The organism is Enterobacter cloacae complex sp. 397G4 (assembly GCF_050031515.1).
GTDB classification, from domain to species: Bacteria; Pseudomonadota; Gammaproteobacteria; order Enterobacterales; family Enterobacteriaceae; genus Enterobacter; species Enterobacter hormaechei_C.
Map to the genome: position 1 here is coordinate 1,395,695 of NZ_JBLGWE010000001.1, position 18,223 is coordinate 1,413,917.

Here is an 18,223-nt window from a genome sequence, read left to right on the forward strand (position 1 = left end):
TACCCGGGAGGCAAAATGATGAACAAGGTTGCTCAATTTTACCGTGAACTGGTAGCGACTCTGACGGAACGGCTGCGTAACGGCGAGCGTGATATCGACGCGCTGGTCGAACAGGCACGCGCACGCGTGACGCAAACGGGTGAGTTAACGCGAACCGAAGTGGAAGAGGTGACGCGCGCCGTGCGCCGTGACCTGGAGGAGTTCGCGCGAAGCTATGAAGAGAGCCAGGACGAGATCGCCGACAGCGTTTTTATGCGGGTCATCAAAGAGAGCCTGTGGCAGGAGCTGGCGGATATTACCGATAAAACTCAGCTGGAATGGCGTGAGGTGTTTCAGGATTTAAACCACCACGGTGTCTATCACAGCGGCGAAGTAGTGGGGTTGGGGAACCTGGTGTGTGAGAAGTGCCACCACCATATCGCCGTTTATACGCCGGAGGTGCTGTCGCTGTGTCCGAAGTGCGGGCACGACCAGTTCCAGCGTCGACCATTTGAGCCGTAGGTAAAAGCAAAATTGTTTGCACCCTCTCCCTGTGGGAGAGGGGCGGGGTGAGGGCATCAGGCCGCAGAATAATAAGCCAGCCGCTCCGCCAGCAAATCCACAAACGCTTCCCGATCGATATCCACCATTACCGTGGTATTCGGCTTGTTTCCCGTCAATGAGTAATAGTCCACCACCGTCATTCCCTGGGTATATTTCCCCTGTGTTTCCACACCAACCCAACGCTCGACCGTGGTAAACATTTCCGGCTTCAGCAGCCAGGCGATGGTGCATGGGTCATGCAGCGGGGCGCCGTGGAAGCCCCACTTCTCGGCTTTGTGATACTCCATAAAGAAGTCGAGCAGCTCGGCCACGGTCGTTGCAACCGGGTTGCCCACGGCGCGGAAGCGTTCAATATCGCCTGTCATAATCTGTGCCCGATGCGTCACGTCCAGCCCCGCCATCACAATCGGCAGGCCCGACTGGAAGACGATTTCCGCGGCTTCCGGGTCAACGAAGATGTTGAACTCTGCTGCTGGCGTCCAGTTCCCCAGCCCCATTGCCCCGCCCATGATGACGATACGGGCGATGTTGCTGTGCAGTTCAGGATGGCTGTTCAGCAGCAGCGCTACGTTGGTCTGCGGGCCGGTCGCCACCAGCGTCACGGGCTCTGCGCTCTCACGCAGCACCTTCGCCATGAGCTCGACGGCAGTGCAGTTTTGCGGTGTGAAATTCGGCTCCGGTAGCGCCGGGCCATCCAGCCCACTTTCACCGTGAACATTATCCGCAATGATCAGCTCGCGCATCAGTGGCTTAACGGCGCCACCTGCGACCGGAATATCGGTGCGTTTCAGCAGCGTCAACATGCGCAACACGTTTCGCAAGGTTTTATCCGGCGTCTGGTTCCCGGCGGAGGAGGTGACAGCTTTTACGTCCAGTTCAGGGGAAGCAAGAGCAAGGACGAGTGCGATCGCGTCATCATGACCCGGATCGCAGTCGAGAATAATTGGCTGTGCCATAGCGTTCTCCATTCTCAGCATTATTTGTGACAAGGTTAACGCTGCGATGTGACGCCGAATAGAAAAAGAGATCTAAAGCGTGAAGCAGTGCGCAATCCGCAGATTGCGCACTAAAAAGATTAATGCAGGATTTTGGCGAGGAAGTCTTTTGCACGTTCAGATTTAGGATTTGCGAAGAACTCTTCTTTTGGTGAGTCTTCAACAATTTTCCCTTCATCCATGAAGATCACGCGGTTGGCCACTTTACGGGCGAAGCCCATTTCGTGCGTCACCACCATCATGGTCATCCCTTCGTGCGCCAGCTCCACCATGACGTCCAGCACTTCGTTGATCATCTCAGGGTCGAGCGCGGACGTCGGCTCATCAAACAGCATTGCCACCGGATCCATGCACAGCGCACGCGCGATTGCCACACGCTGCTGTTGGCCGCCCGAAAGCTGGGCCGGGAACTTATTCGCATGCGCAGACAGCCCGACGCGTTCCAGCAGCTTCAGCCCCTTTTCGCGCGCCGCTTTTTTGTCGCGCTTCAGCACTTTGACCTGCGCCAGCGTCAGGTTCTCAATGATGGACAGGTGAGGGAACAGCTCAAAATGCTGGAACACCATCCCTACGTGGGAGCGAAGCTGGGCAAGGTTGGTTTTGCGGTCATTTACTTTGGTGCCGTTAACGACAATCTCGCCCTGCTGGACAGGTTCCAGCCCATTAACGGTTTTGATAAGCGTGGACTTACCGGAACCGGACGGGCCGCATACCACTACCACATCGCCTTTTTTTACTTCTGTTGAGCAGTCGGTCAGCACCTGAAAGTGCCCATACCATTTAGAAACATTTTTCAGGGAAATCATTATACCGTCCTTTTCTTCAGCCAGCTGACCAACAGCGATGCGCTTAAACTAATCACAAAATAGACCCCGCCCGCGAAGAGGATCATCTCAACCTGCGTTCCGTCACGTTCGCCAATGGTGGAGGCGGTACGGAAGAAGTCTGCCAGACTCAGCACGTAGACCAGGGAGGTATCCTGGAACAGGACGATGCCCTGCGTCAGCAGCAGCGGAACCATGGCGCGAAACGCCTGCGGCAGAATAATGAGCTTCATGGACTGCCAGTGCGTCATACCGAGCGCCAGCGCAGCGCTGGACTGCCCGCGAGAGATACTCTGAATACCTGCGCGGATGATCTCTGAGTAGTAGGCGGCTTCAAACATGGAAAACGCCACCATGGCAGAGATCAGGCGGATATCGGTCTTTGGCGACAGTCCCAGTACGTTCTGTAAAAAGCCGGGAACAATCAGATAAAACCACAGCAGCACCATGACCAGTGGAATGGAGCGGAATACGTTAACGTAAGCCGTGGCAAACCAGGCGAGCGGCTTAAAGCTCGACAGGCGCATCACTGCCAGCAGGGTGCCCCAGACGATACCGACGATAATGGCGATAACGGTGATCTTTAAGGTGATTGCCAGTCCATCCAGCAGATAGGGCATGGAGGGAACAATGGAACTCCAGTCAAAATCGTACATTTATTTGCCCCCCAGATTGCCCGGCAGGCGTACTTTGCGTTCAACCAGGTTCATCACCAGCATGATGAAAGCGTTAATCAGAACATAGGCGAGCGTAATCGCCGTGAAGGATTCCCAGGCGTGAGCGGAGTAATCCAGCAGTTTGCCCGCCTGTGCCGCCATATCCACCAGACCGATGGTTGAGGCGATAGCCGAGTTTTTTACCAGGTTCATCATCTCGGACGTCATCGGCGGAACGATGACGCGGTAAGCGTTAGGCAGCAGTACGTAACGGTAGGCCTGGGGCAGAGTCAGGCCCATTGCCAGTGCCGCATTCTTTTGCCCGCGCGGCAGTGACTGTATGGCGGCACGTACCTGCTCGCAGACGCGCGCAGCGGTGAACAGCCCCAGACACAGCATAGAGGAGACAAAAAATTGTACGTTAGGATCCAGCTCGGCCTTAAACCACATGCCGAGATCTTCCGGCAGCAGTTCCGGGATCACCAGATACCAGGTAAAGAACTGCACGATCAGCGGAACGTTACGGAACAGTTCCACATAGAGCGTGCCAATCGAAGAGAGAAAACGGTTAGGGACGGTACGCAGAATACCGAACAGCGAACCGACAAGAAACGCGATAATCCACGCCGTTATCGATAACGCAACGGTAACCTGAAAGCCGCTCCACAGCCAGCCGAGATAGGTGGTGTTGCCGAACGGGGCTTGTTGCAGAAAGATGCCCCAGTTCCAGTCAATTGACATAGTAAACTCCAGAAAAAAAAGGGTAGCAGCGCTACCCTCGAAGATTGGTGAGAAGCTCAATTTTTGCGCTGAGTGGGGAACGACCACTCAACGTATAGTCTGTCCATGCTTCCCGACAATCGAGAGGGCAGGAGATCCCGCCCCTGTCGTTCTAATTAGTTAAGAGCTTTGTCGTTTGGTGATTTGAACAGCGCTTTCATGTCGTCAGACAGTTCAAAGTTCATGTTCAGGTTTTTTGGTGGAATTGGGTTCTTGAACCATTTGTCGAACCATTTTGCCGCTTCGCCGGAGGTTTGCGCCTGAGCGATGGTGTCATCGATCAGTTTCTTGAAGTCCTCGTCACCTTTACGCAGCATACAGCCGTAGGCTTCTTTCGACTGGGCGGTACCGACGATTTCCCAGTTGTCTGGTTTCTTCGCTTTCGCGCGTTCGCCCGCCAGCAGGGCGTCATCCATCATAAACGCGACAGCACGGCCGCTTTCCAGGGTACGGAAGGAGTCGCCATGGTCTTTCGCGCTGATGATGCGCATGTCCATTTTCTTCTCGTCGTTCAGCTTGTGCAGCAGCACTTCGGACGTGGTACCGGAGGTCACGACAACCGCTTTGCCCTTCAGGTCAGCAAAATCTTTGATGTCGCCGCCTTTCTTCGTCAGCAGGCGGGTGCCCACAACGAAGATGGTGTCCGAGAAAGCGGCCTGTTTCTGACGCTCAAGGTTGTTGGTGGTTGAGCCACATTCAAAATCAAATGTGCCGTTTTGCAGCAGAGGAATACGGTTTTGTGAAGTGATGGGGATCAGCTTCACTTGCAGGTCAGGTTTGTTCAGCTTTTTCTTCACGGCTTCAACGATGGCGTTGGAGTAATCCTGTGAATAGCCCACGACTTTTTGCGTGTTGTCGTAGTAAGAGAACGGGACAGAAGATTCACGGTGGCCGACCACGATCACGCCGTTTTTGGCAATCTTGTCGAGAGTGCTTCCTGCTGCCGGAGCGTCTTCAGCGTGGACAACCCCCGCAGACATTCCCATAACCAGCATTGCTGTGGCCAGTTTACGTAATTGCATACCCAACTCCTTTCTTATCAGCGCCAGTGACGCATAGATACCCATTGTGATGTTGTTATATCTCGCGCAATGCGAGTGCAGTGTTATGCAAGCTTGTTAACATTTAGTCTGGCTTAATGTAAAGATTTTGCTGCGTTATTGTTTATTTTTGCGAAGCGCGCCGCACCATTCAGAGGCAATAATCCCTCGTTGCACCGTTTCGGTGCTACCGATGATCTACGCTGGTGCGACAAAGTTGCACGTTAAGCCAGACAGCGTTGATGTGAATAAACAAAGCAACAGGCGTGCCAGAATTGAAGTTTGGGAGGAAATTGTCGGGTGGCGGCGCTGGAGAGTAGGTCGGGTAGGGCGTAGCAGCCACCCGACAACAGAAGGTAAGGTTATTTACGACGCTGACGCAGGCTCATCAGTACTGCGCCAAAGCCGAACAGCAAGGTCAAAATCCACAGCGGCCAGTTCCCGGTGCGCGCGTAAGGCGTAAGCCCGGTAGTTGGCGTGACGTTAGTAGTCAGCACCTCACGGGTAAATTGCGGGATCATGGCCTGGATTTCACCTTGCGGACCAATCACGGCGGTAATGCCGTTATTGGTGCTGCGCAGCAACGGACGTGCCAGCTCCAGAGAACGCATTCGCGCCATCTGGAAGTGCTGCCACGGGCCAATCGATTTACCGAACCACGCATCGTTTGAGATGGTCAGCAGATAGTCGGTGTCCGGGCGGAAATTATCGCGCACCTGCTCGCCGAGGATAATCTCGTAGCAAATGGCGGCCGTCAGGGCAAAACCGTGCGCATGCAGCTGCGGCTGAACGTAAGGGCCCCGGCTGAATGAGGACATCGGCAAATCAAAGAACGGTGCCAGTGGGCGCAGAATAGACTCCAGCGGAACAAATTCGCCAAACGGTACAAGGTGGTTTTTGTTGTAGCGATTGGTGGAGGTATAGCTGTATTCGCTGTCCTTACCGAGCGTAATGATCGTGTTGTACGTGTCATAGCGGTTCTGCTGATTGAGACGCGCATCCACAATTCCGGTGATCAGCGTACTGCCGCGCGCGCGCAGCAGATCATCCATCATCTTCAGGAAGGGCTGCTGATTGATCTCCAGGTCCGGGATCGCAGACTCAGGCCAGATGATGAGCTGCGATTTGCCCATCACCTTTTCAGTGGCGTTGGCGTAGATTTTCAGCGTGTTCAGCAGCTGATTCTCATCCCATTTCAGGGACTGCGGGATATCGCCCTGTACCAGTGAAACCTGCGTGGCGCGCGCGGGCTCCAGCGTAAACCACTGGATATAACGCAGCGGGAAGGGCAGGGCAAACAGGATCAACGCGGCAACCAGCGGCTTCCAGTTACGTGTCACCAGTGCCAGCACCAGCAGGCCGCTGACGATCATCAACAGGAAATTGATGGCTTCCACGCCCATGACCGGGGCCAGGCCTTTCAGCGGGCCGTCTACCTGGCTATAACCGAACTGCAACCACGGGAAGCCGGTCAGTACCCAGCCGCGCAGAAATTCGGTGATTTGCCAGACAACGGGTGCCGCTATCGCCACGCGCAGCCAGGTCGTTTTTGGCCACAGGCGAGACAGGATGCCCGCGAACAGGCCGGTGTAGAGCGAGAGATAGGCAGCGAGCAGCACAACCAGGAAGACGTTAACCGGCCCCGGCATTCCGCCAAATTGCGCGATACTGACGTAGACCCAGTTGATACCAGAGCCGAACAGCCCCAGCCCCCAGAAGTAGCCAATGGCCGCGGCCTGTACCGGACGACGGTTCAGGGTAAGACCCTGTAGCCCCATCAGGGAGAGAATAGCGGCTGGCCAGATATCGTAAGGAGAAAAAGCCAGCGTACCGCTGGCTCCGAGTAACAGCGCCAGCAGCAAACGGACGCGCTGGCGTTCAAAGAGTGGGGCAAATGCCATTTACATTAATCTTCCAGTTTTGGCACCGGTGAGTCGTCCGGCATTCTGACGTGAACCTGAATAATACGTCGGCTGTCAGCCATTGCGACCTTGAACTGGTAACCATCGATGTCAACGGTTTCACCGCGGGCCGGAAGATGGCCGAAGGCCTGCATCACCAGACCACCAATGGTGTCCACTTCTTCATCGCTGAAGCTGGTGCCAAAGGTATCGTTGAAGTCTTCAATGGAGGCCAGCGCGCGCACGGTCCAGGTGTGGCGGCTCAGCTGACGGAAGTCGATATCCTCTTCTTCGTCATACTCATCTTCGATTTCGCCCACGATCAGCTCAAGGATGTCTTCGATTGTGACCAGACCGGAAACGCCACCAAATTCATCAATAACAATCGCCATGTGATAGCGCTGGGAGCGAAACTCCTTCAGCATCCGATCCACACGTTTACTTTCCGGCACAACCACGGCCGGGCGTAACACCTTTTCCATACTGAAGGCTTCGGCATCGCTGCGCATAAACGGCAGCAGATCTTTCGCCATCAAAATCCCTTCAATGTGATCTTTGTCTTCGCTGATGACCGGGAAACGTGAGTGAGCCGATTCGATAATCACATCGAGGCACTCGTCCAGCGTCTGGTTGCGTTTCAGGGTAATCATCTGCGAGCGGGGGATCATGATGTCGCGGACGCGCTGGTCGGCGATGTCCATCACCCCTTCGAGCATTTCGCGCGTATCTTCGTCGATAAGGTCGTTCTGCCCGGAATCACGAATCAGCTCCAGCAGTTCATCACGGTTTTTCGGTTCGCCGTGGAAAAGCTGGTTCAGAATGAGGGAGAAAAATCCCTTTTTAGTGGTTGTCGTGTCGCTACTGTGTGAATTGTCGTCGCTCATGGCGTTTGTTAAGGGTTCTCTTGTTAGTTCAATGTTAACCGCCGCGCTATGTCCCTGCGCGGCGGCATGGTAGTCAGTGACTGACTATTCTTTCTCGGCAATGTACGGATCCTCATAGCCCAGAGCAAGCATTATCTCTGTCTCGAGGGATTCCATCTCTTCCGCTTCGTCATCTTCAATATGGTCGTAACCCAGAAGATGCAGGCTACCGTGCACCACCATGTGTGCCCAGTGCGCTTCCAGCGGCTTTTGCTGCTCTTTGGCTTCCTGCTCAACCACCTGACGGCAGATGATCAGATCGCCCAGCAGCGGCATCTCAATGCCCGGAGGGGCTTCGAACGGGAAAGAGAGCACGTTGGTCGGCTTATCTTTCCCGCGGTAGGTCAGGTTGAGCTCATGGCTTTCTGCTTCATCCACCAGGCGAATCGTGACCTCTGATTCTTCCTGAAACTGGGGGATAACGGCATCCAGCCATTTCTGAAACTGTGCCTCTTCTGGCATGCCGGAATTATCATCACAGGCCAGCTGTAAATCGAGGATCACCTGACTCATTTCTGTTCATGCTCCTGCGCTTCGCGCTTACGTTCTGCGGCCAGCTCGGCCCTGCGCTTCTGATCTGCCTCTTCCCAGGCCTCATAAGCGTTAACGATACGCGCGACGACCGGATGGCGTACCACGTCTTCACTGTGGAAGAAGTTAAAGCTGATTTCCTCTACCTCGGCCAGGACTTCGATGGCGTGACGCAGACCCGATTTGGTGTTACGCGGCAGGTCAATCTGGGTGACGTCACCGGTGATAACCGCTTTCGAGTTAAAGCCAATACGCGTCAGGAACATCTTCATCTGTTCGATGGTGGTGTTCTGGCTCTCATCCAGAATGATGAACGCGTCGTTAAGCGTACGGCCACGCATGTAGGCCAGCGGAGCAACTTCAATCACGTTACGCTCGATGAGCTTTTCAACTTTCTCGAAGCCGAGCATTTCGAACAGCGCGTCATACAGCGGGCGCAGGTAGGGATCTACTTTCTGACTCAAATCGCCCGGCAGGAAGCCCAGTTTTTCACCGGCTTCAACAGCAGGGCGGGTCAGCAGGATACGGCGGATCTCCTGACGCTCGAGCGCATCAACCGCAGCGGCAACCGCCAGATAGGTTTTACCCGTACCCGCCGGGCCCACGCCGAAGGTGATGTCGTGGTCGAGAATGTTGGCGATGTACTGCGCCTGGTTCGGGGTACGAGGCTTAATCACGCCGCGTTTAGTTTTGATGTTGATGGCTTTGCCATAGTCCGGCACGCTCTCCGCGCTCTGCTCAAGCACGCGTGCCTCTTTAATGGCCAGGTGGATCTGTTCAGGTTCAATATCCTGGATCTCACCGCGCATCGGGGCGGTATCAACATACAGGCTGCGGAGAATATCCGCCGCGGCGTTGACGCAGATTGGGCGTCCGGTGAGTTTGAAATGGTTATCGCGACGATTGATTTCGATACCCAGACGTCGCTCCAGTTGTTTGATGTTGTCATCAAACGGCCCGCACAGGCTCAGCAGGCGAGCGTTGTCTGCGGGCTCAAGGCTAATTTCACGCGTATCTATGTTCAAACTGTTCCTCTTTAATTGGTTAACTGACCTGTGGCCACACGGCGTAATAAAACGGTCATTACCGAAATTATTCACGCCACAGAATAAAGGCGCAAGCGTTGCGGTAGATATTGGGGGCGATGAGAGGAAATACAAGGCCTGCCGGACAGGCAGGCCAGAAGGATCAAGGCTGGTAAATACCCACGCCAGAATCGTTGACTTTGCGGGTGCGAGAGATAACGGATTCCGGCGTCTCGGCAATACGCAGACCCATTTCGTCCTCAGTGCGTACCACCTTCCCGCGCAGCGAGTTCGTGAGTACTTCGACAATCTCGACGTCCACAAACTTACCGATCATGTCCGGGGTGCCTTCAAAATTCACCACGCGGTTATTTTCGGTTCGACCAGACAGTTCCATGACGCTCTTACGGGAGGTGCCTTCCACCAGAATACGCTGGACAGTGCCGAGCATACGACGACTCCAGGCGTTGGCCTGCTGGTTGATACGCTCCTGTAGAATATACAGACGCTGCTTTTTCTCTTCTTCCGGCACATCGTCAACCATATCGGCCGCAGGGGTGCCCGGGCGCGCAGAGAAGATAAAGCTGTAGCTGACGTCGAAATTCACCTCGCCGATGAGCTTCATGGTGCGCTCAAAGTCATCAGCGGTTTCGCCAGGGAAGCCGACGATAAAGTCGGAGCTAATCTGGATATCCGGGCGCGCTTCACGCAGCTTGCGGATGGTGGACTTATACTCGAGCACCGTATGTGGACGACCCATCAGGTTCAGCACGCGATCAGAACCGCACTGGATCGGCAGGTGCAGGAAGCTCACCAGCTCTGGCGTATCGCGATAGACGTCAATTATGTCGTCGGTAAATTCCATCGGATGGCTGGTGGTAAAGCGAATGCGGTCGATGCCGTCAATCGCCGCCACCAGACGCAGCAGTTCAGCAAAGCTGCCGGTGGTACCGTCGTAGTTTTCCCCGCGCCAGGCGTTCACGTTCTGACCCAGCAGGTTCACTTCACGAACGCCCTGCGCGGCAAGCTGCGCGATTTCAAACAGGATATCGTCTGCCGGGCGGCTCACTTCTTCACCGCGGGTGTAAGGCACCACGCAGTAAGTACAGTATTTGTTGCAGCCTTCCATGATGGAGACGAAGGCGGTCGGGCCATCAGCGCGCGGCTCAGGCAGACGGTCAAATTTCTCGATCTCCGGGAAGCTCACGTCAACCACCGGGCTACGGCTGCCGCGAACCTGATTAATCATCTCTGGCAGGCGGTGCAGGGTCTGAGGGCCAAAAACGATATCCACATAGGGGGCTCTCTGGCGGATCAGCTTACCTTCCTGCGATGCGACGCAGCCACCCACGCCAATAATCAGGTCCGGATTTTTCCGTTTGAGAAGCTTCCAGCGGCCTAACACATGAAAAACTTTTTCCTGTGCTTTTTCACGAATTGAACAGGTGTTCAGCAGCAGCACATCGGCTTCTTTCGCATTTTCAGTCAGCTGGTATCCGTGGGTGGTATCCAGCAGATCGGCCATCTTCGATGAATCGTATTCGTTCATCTGACAGCCCCACGTTTTTATATGGAGTTTTTTAGTCATCGACTTGCTCAGCTCAGGATTGCAAGCCGCGTATTGTAATGCTTTGGTGCGGTTGTGACCAGTATGAAGGTTGTCAACCTCAGGGCCGCAAAAATCCGGTAAACTTAAGGTATTCTCCAATAAGGAATAGTGACCATGACACTCCTGAACATCGAAGTTGCCGTTGTTGGCGGCGGTATGGTCGGCGGCGCACTGGCGCTGGGGCTGGCGCAGCAGGGATTTGACGTAACCGTTATTGAACAGGCGGCTCCGCCGGCATTCGATCCTGCCAGCCAACCGGACGTGCGTATTTCCGCCATCAGCGCGGCCTCTGTTGATCTGCTTCGCGGGCTGGGCGTCTGGGAGGCGGTGCTGGCGATGCGCGCGCACCCATACAGCCGTCTTGAAACCTGGGAGTGGGAAAATGCTCACGTGTCGTTTGATGCCGCCGAGCTGAAACTGCCGCGCCTGGGCTATATGGTGGAAAACAACGTGCTCCAGCAGGCACTCTGGCAGGCGCTGGAGGCGCACCCGAAGGTGACGCTGCGCGTTCCGGACTCGCTGAAAGGCCTGCATCGTCATGAGGGCGGGTATCTCCTGACGCTGGACAACGACGATGAGCTGGCCGTGAAGCTGGTGGTGGGGGCGGATGGCGCGAACTCGCAGGTCAGGCAGATGGCAGGCATTGGGATCCATGCCTGGCAGTACCAGCAGTCCTGCATGCTGATCACCGTGCAGTCAGAAAACGCGCCGGGCGAAAGCACCTGGCAGCATTTTACGCCGAACGGCCCGCATGCATTCTTACCGCTGTTTGATAACTGGGCTTCGCTGGTGTGGTACGACAAACCGGCGCGCATTCGACAGTTGCAGGGGCTGTCCATGGATCAGTTGCAGCGCGAAATCCGCCAGCACTTCCCGAGCCGTCTGGGCAACGTGACCCCGGTTGCCGCCGGCGCATTCCCGCTGATGCGACGCCATGCGTTGCAGTATGCCCTTGAAGGACTGGTGCTGGTGGGGGACGCGGCGCACACCATTCATCCGCTGGCGGGGCAGGGGGTGAATCTGGGATACCGTGACGTCGATGCGTTACTGGATGTGCTGGGTAACGCTCGCGCCCACGCGGAAGCCTGGGCCAGCCATCAGGTACTGAAGCGCTACCAGACGCGCCGTATGGCGGATAACTTCATTATGCAGTCGGGGATGGATCTGTTCTATGCCGGGTTCAGCAACGATGTTGGTCCGGTGCGTATAGTGCGCAATATTGGATTGATGGCAGCGGAACGCGCCGGTGGTCTGAAGCGTCAGGCCCTGAAATATGCCCTCGGACTCTGATCTTTATTCCCTCTCCCCGTGGGAGAGGGCATCAGGCCGCACTATTCTGAACAACAAAAACAAAAAAGCCCGCAGAGCGGGCTTGTTTGTTTTAAGTGGCTGGGGTGCAGGGATTCGAACCCCGGAATGCTGGTATCAGAAACCAGAGCCTTACCGCTTGGCGACACCCCAATTGCGTTAAACAAACTGCTTAACGACTTTAAAGTGGCTGGGGTACGAGGATTCGAACCTCGGAATGCCGGAATCAGAATCCGGTGCCTTACCGCTTGGCGATACCCCAACAATGTTCAGTTTACCGAATCGTATTCGATAACATAAATATGGTGGCTACGACGGGATTCGAACCTGTGACCCCATCATTATGAGTGATGTGCTCTAACCAACTGAGCTACGTAGCCAGTACTGCAATCTTCGATGGCTGGGGTACCTGGATTCGAACCAGGGAATGCCGGTATCAAAAACCGGTGCCTTACCGCTTGGCGATACCCCAATACTGCGGAGAACCGCATAATCGAAGAAATATGGCTGGGGTACCTGGATTCGAACCAGGGAATGCCGGTATCAAAAACCGGTGCCTTACCGCTTGGCGATACCCCATCCGTGCAACGCTTACCTGGGAATGGTGCGGGAGGCGAGACTTGAACTCGCACACCTTGCGGCGCCAGAACCTAAATCTGGTGCGTCTACCAATTTCGCCACTCCCGCAAAAAAGATGGTGGCTACGACGGGATTCGAACCTGTGACCCCATCATTATGAGTGATGTGCTCTAACCAACTGAGCTACGTAGCCATCTTTTTTTCGCGTTACCTTATCGGCGTTGCGGGGCGCATTATGCGTATAGACCCTTGCAGCGTCAACACCTTTTTCAATGAAAATAGCCGGAATGTGACTGTTTGGTTAGGTTGCGAACAGCGAGGCCGAATATTCGACAATTATTGGTTATTAATCGATTTTATGCGGAGAAAAGAGAGGCAAAAAAATCAGGCCCCGGAGGGCCTGATGATACTCTGAACATTATTTATAGGCAGACTGGTGAACGCCCACCGCGCGTCCTGACGGATCGTTCATCGCTTTGAATGATTCATCCCATTCAATGGCTTTAGCAGAAGAGCAGGCGACCGATGGGCCACCCGGTACGCACTCTGCTGCGCTTGGAACCGGGAACAGCTCCTCAAAGATCTCACGGTACAAATACGCTTCTTTCGAGGCTGGCGTGTTGTACGGGAAACGGAAGCTCGCAGTTTCCAGTTGTTGATCAGAAACCTGTTTCGCCGCCACCTCTTTCAGGGTGTCGATCCAGCTGTAACCCACGCCATCCGAGAACTGCTCTTTCTGACGCCACGCCACGCTTGCCGGCAGGTAGGATTCAAAACATTCACGCAGGATATGTTTCTCCATTTTGCCGTTGCCGCACATTTTGTCCTGCGGGTTGATGCGCATCGCCACATCAAGGAATTTCTTATCGAGGAACGGCACGCGGGCTTCCACACCCCAGGCGGACATCGCTTTGTTGGCGCGCGCGCAGTCAAACATGTGCAGCGCCTGTAGCTTACGCACCGTTTCTTCATGCAGCTCTTTGGCGTTTGGCGCTTTGTGGAAATAGAGGTAACCGCCAAACACTTCGTCAGAACCCTCGCCGGAGAGCACCATCTTGATGCCCATCGCTTTGATCTTCCGCGACATCAAATACATCGGTGTGGAGGCGCGAATGGTGGTCACATCATAGGTTTCAATGTGATAGATCACATCGCGGATCGCATCCAGACCTTCCTGTACGGTGAAGTGAATTTCATGGTGCACCGTGCCGAGATGATTTGCCACTTCCTGGGCGGCTTTCAGGTCAGGTGCCCCTTCCAGACCCACGGCAAAGGAGTGCAGCTGCGGCCACCAGGCTTCAGAGCGCTCCTGATCTTCCACGCGACGTGCGGCGAATTTCTTGGTGATCGCGGAGATCACGGAGGAGTCCAGACCGCCGGAGAGCAGTACGCCGTAAGGTACGTCTGACATCAGGTGGCTTTTCACTGACTCTTCCAGGGCCTGACGCAGTTCGGCTTTGTCCGTCACGTTGTCTTTCACCGCCTCATAATCAAACCAGTCGCGCTGGTAGTACGGGCGGATCTCGCCGTCTTTACTCCACAGGTAGCTACCTGCCGGGAACTCTTTGATGGTGCGGCACACCGGTACCAGGGCTTTCATCTCTGAGGCAACGTAGAAGTTGCCGTGCTCATCGTGTCCCATGTACAGCGGGATAATACCGATATGGTCGCGGCCAATCAGGTAAGCGTCTTTTTCGCTGTCGTACAGCGCGAAGGCGAACATACCTTGCAGATCGTCGAGGAACTCCGGGCCTTTCTCCTGATACAGCGCCAGGATCACTTCGCAGTCTGAGCCGGTCTGAAACGCGTAGCGATCGCCGTACTCGGCGCGCAGCGCCTGATGGTTGTAAATTTCACCGTTAACAGCCAGCGCGTGCGTTTTTTTCTCGTTATACAGCGGCTGTGCGCCAGCGTTTACATCAACAATGGAGAGACGTTCGTGAGCCAGAATCGCTTTATCGCTGGCGTATACGCCTGACCAGTCCGGACCGCGATGGCGCATCAGGCGGGACAATTCGAGTGCTTTTTTACGCAGTTCGCCCGCGTCAGTTTTAATATCCAGTACGCCAAAAATAGAACACATAACCTTCTCCGTTAACCCTGTTGCGTTGTGATGTTGCTTGCTTATGAAAATGCCGCAAAAGGGGGAGGGGGCGCAAGCGTTTTACCGATGAAAACGTAAAAAGTGCAATGACGATTGCCGAATCTTAAAAAAAGAGTATGTCTTAAGCAATTCTATTGATGATTTCTCAATGAAGGGCTGATTTCTTTAGATGAAGTGATGTTTTCAGACAGCAGAAATGAAAAACCACGCCCTGAGGCGTGGTTCTGAATCAAATAACGTCGATTTCGTCGACAGAAGGGTAAATCCAGCTTGGCCGGAACGGCATCGTATCAATGTCATCAAGCTGTGAAACGCCAGAAAGCACCAGGATGGTTTCAAGCCCCGCCTGGAAGCCAGCCAGAATATCGGTACGCAGGTTGTCGCCCACGATGACGGTTTCTTCTGAGTGTGCCTGCATCGTATTCAGTGCGGCGCGGATGATCCACGGGCTCGGTTTACCGACAACAAACGGCTTACGACCCGAGATTTTTTCGATACCGGCGCAAAGCGCACCGCAGGCGGGATAAAAACCACGACCGTGCGTGTCCGGGTTGGTGGCGATAAAACGCGCACCGTTGGCGACAAAGTAGGCTGCCTTATGCATCATCTCCCAGTTAAAGGAGCGCGTTTCGCCCACGATGACAAAGTCCGGGTTCACGTCGGTGATGGTGAAGCCCGCTTTATACAGCTCGTGGATCAGCGCACCTTCACCAACGACATAGGCTTTTTTGCCTTCCTGACGCTTCAGGAAATCCGCGGTCGCCATCGCAGAGGTATAGAACACGCTGTCCGGGACGTTGACGCCTGCGGTAGCAAAGCGGTTTGCCAGATCCTGACCAGTCTGTGAAGGGTAGTTCGTGAGAAGAACCAGTGGCATTCCTTTGTCGATGATGCGGTGAAGAAACTCCGCAGCACCCGGCACGGCAACGTTGTCGTGCATCAGCACGCCGTCGATATCACAAATTACATTCTTAATGGTCATGGACAATCCGACATCAAAAAAAGAAGGCGTTACTATAAGGTCCGATCAGGATTCCAGCAAATGTTGCAGCAGGATCCCGTTGAGCATGGCACGTTTTACCAGGGCGAATGCGCCAATTGCCGAGCGGTGATCGAGCGTAGATCGCACCACCGGCAAATTCTGGCGAAATGCCTTCAGCGCCTGGGTATTGATGCAGCCTTCAATGGCGGGCAGTAACACTTTTTCGGCTTCAACGATCTCGCCGGCAATCACCACTTTCTGCGGATTAAACAGGTTGATGGCAATGGCGATGGTCTTACCCAGGTGGCGTCCTACCTGTTCGATCACTTCGCAGGCCAGCGCATCGCCTTTGTTTGCCGCTTTGCAGATGGCGCCGATCTTACAATCGTCCAGCGTGACGCGGCTCTGGTAACCCTGCTCCAGCAGATGGCGAACGCGATGTTCAATGGCGGCATTGGCGGCAACGGTTTCAAGACAGCCAAAGTTACCGCAGTGGCAGCGCTCGCCAAGCGGTTCCACCTGGATATGACCAATCTCGCCTACGTTACCGTTACGGCCAATAAAAATGCGGCCATTCGAGATGATGCCCGCACCTGTACCACGGTGAACGCGCACCAGAATAGAGTCTTCGCAGTCCTGGCTCGCACCAAAGTAGTGCTCCGCCAGCGCCAGCGAGCGAATATCGTGACCAACAAAGCAGGTCAGCTTGAAGCGCTTTTCCAGCGCCTCAACCAGCCCCCAGTTCTCTACCTTAATATGCGGCATGTAGCGAATAACGCCGCTTTCCGGGTCAACCAGGCCGGGCAAAATCACCGAGATGGCGATGAGTTCACGGATCTTGCGCTGACAGCTTTCGATAAACTGCGCAATGGTATTCAGCAACGCGTGTTCAAGCGTCTCCTGCGTGCGCTCAGGAAGGGGGTAGTGTTCTTCGGCAATGGCCTTGCTGCTCAGATCGTAGAGCGTAAGCGTGGTGTCATGACGTCCTAAGCGAACGCCAATGGCCTGAAAATTGCGGGTTTCCGTGACGATGGAAATCGCGCGGCGGCCCCCGGTGGAGGCCTGCTGATCGACTTCTTTGATCAGGCCGCGCTCAATAAGCTGACGTGTAATTTTTGTCACGCTGGCGGGAGCAAGCTGGCTTTGTTCGGCTATCTGAATGCGTGAGATTGGCCCGTGCTGGTCAATCAGGCGATAAACCGCCGCGCTGTTAAGTTGTTTAACGAGATCGACATTACCGATTTGAGCTTGTCCGCCTGGTGTCATACTTTTACTTACTCAGTGACGACCTCGTTACCATTAACGATGGTCTTAATAATTTTATAATCGTGTGTGAACGCCGTCAGGTTTGCAACCATACCTGGCGCAATACCGCCGAGCTGTTTATCGACGCCAATGGCGCGCGCCGGATAAAGCGTGGCCATGCGCAGCACTTCCTCAAGCGCGATGCCGCAATGTTCAACGAGGTTACGTACCCCTTCGATCATCGTCAGAGAAGAACCGCTCAGCGTGCCGTTCTCATCCACACACAGTCCATTCCGGTAGTATATTGTTTTACCAGCAAAAATGAACTGCTCAATATTCGCTCCTGCCGGAGCGGTAGCATCCGTCACCAGGCAGAGCTTGTCGCCTTTCAGACGCTTGGCGTTGCGGATGTTGGTGTAATCGACATGCAAGCCGTCGGCGATAATGCCGCAGTAGACGTCTGGTTCATCCAGAATGGCGCCAACCAGTCCCGGTTCGCGGCCAGTAATATAGGGCATCGCGTTATAAAGGTGTGTGGCAAACGTAATGCCTGCGCGGAAACCGGCCTTCGCCTCTTTCAGCGTCGCGTTCGAATGGCCCGCAGACACCACAATCCCGGCGGCGGCCAGTTTGCTGATAACGTCCGTGCCGGTCATTTCCGGGGCCAGCGTTACTTTGGCGATCACATCGGCATTGGCGCACATGTAATCCACCAGCTCGGCATCCGGTTTGCGCACGTAGTTTGGGTTATGGGTGCCTTTCTTGACCATATTCAGCCATGGTCCTTCCAGGTGCAGGCCCAGCGCCTGATTCGGATGTTTTGCCAGGTATTCGCGCATGACGCGGATACCCTGTTTCATCAGGTCATCGCTGCTGGTGATCAGCGTTGGCAGATAGCTGGTGCAGCCCGATTTCTCGTTGGCTTTTTGCATGATTTCCAGCGTTTCAACCGATACCGCCTCTGCGGTATCGTTAAACTGGACACCGCCGCAGCCGTTAAGCTGTACGTCGATGAAACCGGGGGAGATTACTGCTCCATTGAGGGAACGCTGTTCGATCTCCGGCGGCAGTTCCGCCAGCGGGCAAACACGTTCAATCAGGCCATTGGCGATTACAATCGCATGGTCATCCAGAATTTCATGGCCGGTATAAATCCGACCGTGGGTTAAAGCGTACAT

The 18,223-nt window shown here is 54.8% G+C and carries 16 protein-coding genes and 7 tRNA genes; 2 read left to right on the forward strand and 21 right to left on the reverse strand.

The window, feature by feature from the left end; all coding sequences use genetic code 11:
* The first annotated feature begins 18 nt into the window (after positions 1-18).
* The gene (locus ACQG1Y_RS06620; protein WP_003858689.1) at positions 19-501 is read left to right on the forward strand and encodes a zinc ribbon-containing protein; all 483 of its coding nucleotides are present in this window, start codon (positions 19-21) and stop codon (positions 499-501) included.
* Between the two features lie 56 nt (positions 502-557).
* Here the strand turns inward: ACQG1Y_RS06620 and rihA are convergent, their stop codons facing one another.
* The 10 genes from rihA to miaB form a co-directional block, all read right to left on the reverse strand.
* Complete coding sequence (gene rihA, locus ACQG1Y_RS06625) at positions 558-1,499, reverse strand: pyrimidine-specific ribonucleoside hydrolase RihA (RefSeq protein WP_058700494.1); 942 nt, start codon at positions 1,497-1,499, stop codon at positions 558-560.
* 119 nt (positions 1,500-1,618) lie between these two features.
* On the reverse strand, positions 1,619-2,344 hold the full coding sequence (locus ACQG1Y_RS06630; RefSeq protein ID WP_017382465.1) for an amino acid ABC transporter ATP-binding protein: 726 nt from the start codon (positions 2,342-2,344) through the stop codon (positions 1,619-1,621).
* A complete protein-coding gene (gene gltK, locus ACQG1Y_RS06635) occupies positions 2,344-3,018 on the reverse strand; it encodes a glutamate/aspartate ABC transporter permease GltK (protein ID WP_003858686.1) in 675 nt (224 codons plus the stop codon). The genes ACQG1Y_RS06630 and gltK overlap by 1 nt, the downstream gene beginning before the upstream one ends.
* Positions 3,019-3,759, reverse strand: a complete 741-nt coding sequence (gene gltJ, locus ACQG1Y_RS06640; RefSeq protein WP_015571133.1) for a glutamate/aspartate ABC transporter permease GltJ — start codon at positions 3,757-3,759, stop codon at positions 3,019-3,021.
* A 155-nt stretch (positions 3,760-3,914) separates the two neighbouring features.
* Positions 3,915-4,820, reverse strand: a complete 906-nt coding sequence (locus ACQG1Y_RS06645) for an amino acid ABC transporter substrate-binding protein (RefSeq protein WP_003858681.1) — start codon at positions 4,818-4,820, stop codon at positions 3,915-3,917.
* A 380-nt stretch (positions 4,821-5,200) separates the two neighbouring features.
* Positions 5,201-6,739 carry an apolipoprotein N-acyltransferase gene (lnt, locus tag ACQG1Y_RS06650; protein ID WP_032670351.1) on the reverse strand — a complete coding sequence of 513 codons (1,539 nt, stop codon included), beginning with the start codon at positions 6,737-6,739 and terminating at the stop codon, positions 5,201-5,203.
* 5 nt (positions 6,740-6,744) lie between these two features.
* Positions 6,745-7,623, reverse strand: coding sequence for a CNNM family magnesium/cobalt transport protein CorC (corC, locus tag ACQG1Y_RS06655; RefSeq protein WP_003858679.1), 879 nt, complete (start codon positions 7,621-7,623; stop codon positions 6,745-6,747).
* 84 nt (positions 7,624-7,707) lie between these two features.
* Entirely contained in the window at positions 7,708-8,175 is a 468-nt protein-coding gene (gene ybeY, locus ACQG1Y_RS06660; protein ID WP_017694310.1) for an rRNA maturation RNase YbeY, read from the reverse strand.
* Complete coding sequence (locus ACQG1Y_RS06665) at positions 8,172-9,218, reverse strand: PhoH family protein (RefSeq protein WP_003858674.1); 1,047 nt, start codon at positions 9,216-9,218, stop codon at positions 8,172-8,174. The genes ybeY and ACQG1Y_RS06665 overlap by 4 nt, the downstream gene beginning before the upstream one ends.
* 163 nt (positions 9,219-9,381) lie before the next feature.
* Positions 9,382-10,806, reverse strand: a complete 1,425-nt coding sequence (gene miaB, locus ACQG1Y_RS06670) for a tRNA (N6-isopentenyl adenosine(37)-C2)-methylthiotransferase MiaB (protein ID WP_017382461.1) — start codon at positions 10,804-10,806, stop codon at positions 9,382-9,384.
* Between the two features lie 135 nt (positions 10,807-10,941).
* Between miaB and ubiF the strand changes: the two genes are divergently transcribed.
* Positions 10,942-12,117, forward strand: a complete 1,176-nt coding sequence (gene ubiF / locus ACQG1Y_RS06675; RefSeq protein ID WP_368740707.1) for a 3-demethoxyubiquinol 3-hydroxylase — start codon at positions 10,942-10,944, stop codon at positions 12,115-12,117.
* Positions 12,118-12,213: 96 nt separating this feature from the next.
* Here the strand turns inward: ubiF and ACQG1Y_RS06680 are convergent.
* From ACQG1Y_RS06680 to nagA, 11 genes are all read right to left on the reverse strand, one after another.
* Positions 12,214-12,288, reverse strand: a tRNA-Gln gene (locus ACQG1Y_RS06680).
* 34 nt (positions 12,289-12,322) lie between these two features.
* Positions 12,323-12,397, reverse strand: a tRNA-Gln gene (locus tag ACQG1Y_RS06685).
* A gap of 41 nt (positions 12,398-12,438) precedes the next feature.
* Positions 12,439-12,515, reverse strand: a tRNA-Met gene (locus ACQG1Y_RS06690).
* Positions 12,516-12,532: 17 nt separating this feature from the next.
* Positions 12,533-12,607 (reverse strand) — tRNA-Gln (locus ACQG1Y_RS06695).
* A 32-nt stretch (positions 12,608-12,639) separates the two neighbouring features.
* Positions 12,640-12,714 (reverse strand) — tRNA-Gln (locus tag ACQG1Y_RS06700).
* 23 nt (positions 12,715-12,737) lie between these two features.
* A tRNA-Leu gene (locus ACQG1Y_RS06705) sits at positions 12,738-12,822 on the reverse strand.
* An 8-nt stretch (positions 12,823-12,830) separates the two neighbouring features.
* Positions 12,831-12,907: transfer RNA gene (locus tag ACQG1Y_RS06710), tRNA-Met, on the reverse strand.
* Positions 12,908-13,132: 225 nt separating this feature from the next.
* A complete protein-coding gene (asnB, locus tag ACQG1Y_RS06715; RefSeq protein ID WP_015571128.1) occupies positions 13,133-14,797 on the reverse strand; it encodes an asparagine synthase B in 1,665 nt (554 codons plus the stop codon).
* 250 nt (positions 14,798-15,047) lie between these two features.
* Positions 15,048-15,800, reverse strand: coding sequence for a ribonucleotide monophosphatase NagD (nagD, locus tag ACQG1Y_RS06720; RefSeq protein ID WP_003858667.1), 753 nt, complete (start codon positions 15,798-15,800; stop codon positions 15,048-15,050).
* Between the two features lie 45 nt (positions 15,801-15,845).
* On the reverse strand, positions 15,846-17,066 hold the full coding sequence (gene nagC / locus ACQG1Y_RS06725) for a DNA-binding transcriptional regulator NagC (protein ID WP_017694286.1): 1,221 nt from the start codon (positions 17,064-17,066) through the stop codon (positions 15,846-15,848).
* Positions 17,067-17,074: 8 nt separating this feature from the next.
* Positions 17,075-18,223, reverse strand: a complete 1,149-nt coding sequence (nagA, locus tag ACQG1Y_RS06730) for an N-acetylglucosamine-6-phosphate deacetylase (RefSeq protein WP_045328931.1) — start codon at positions 18,221-18,223, stop codon at positions 17,075-17,077.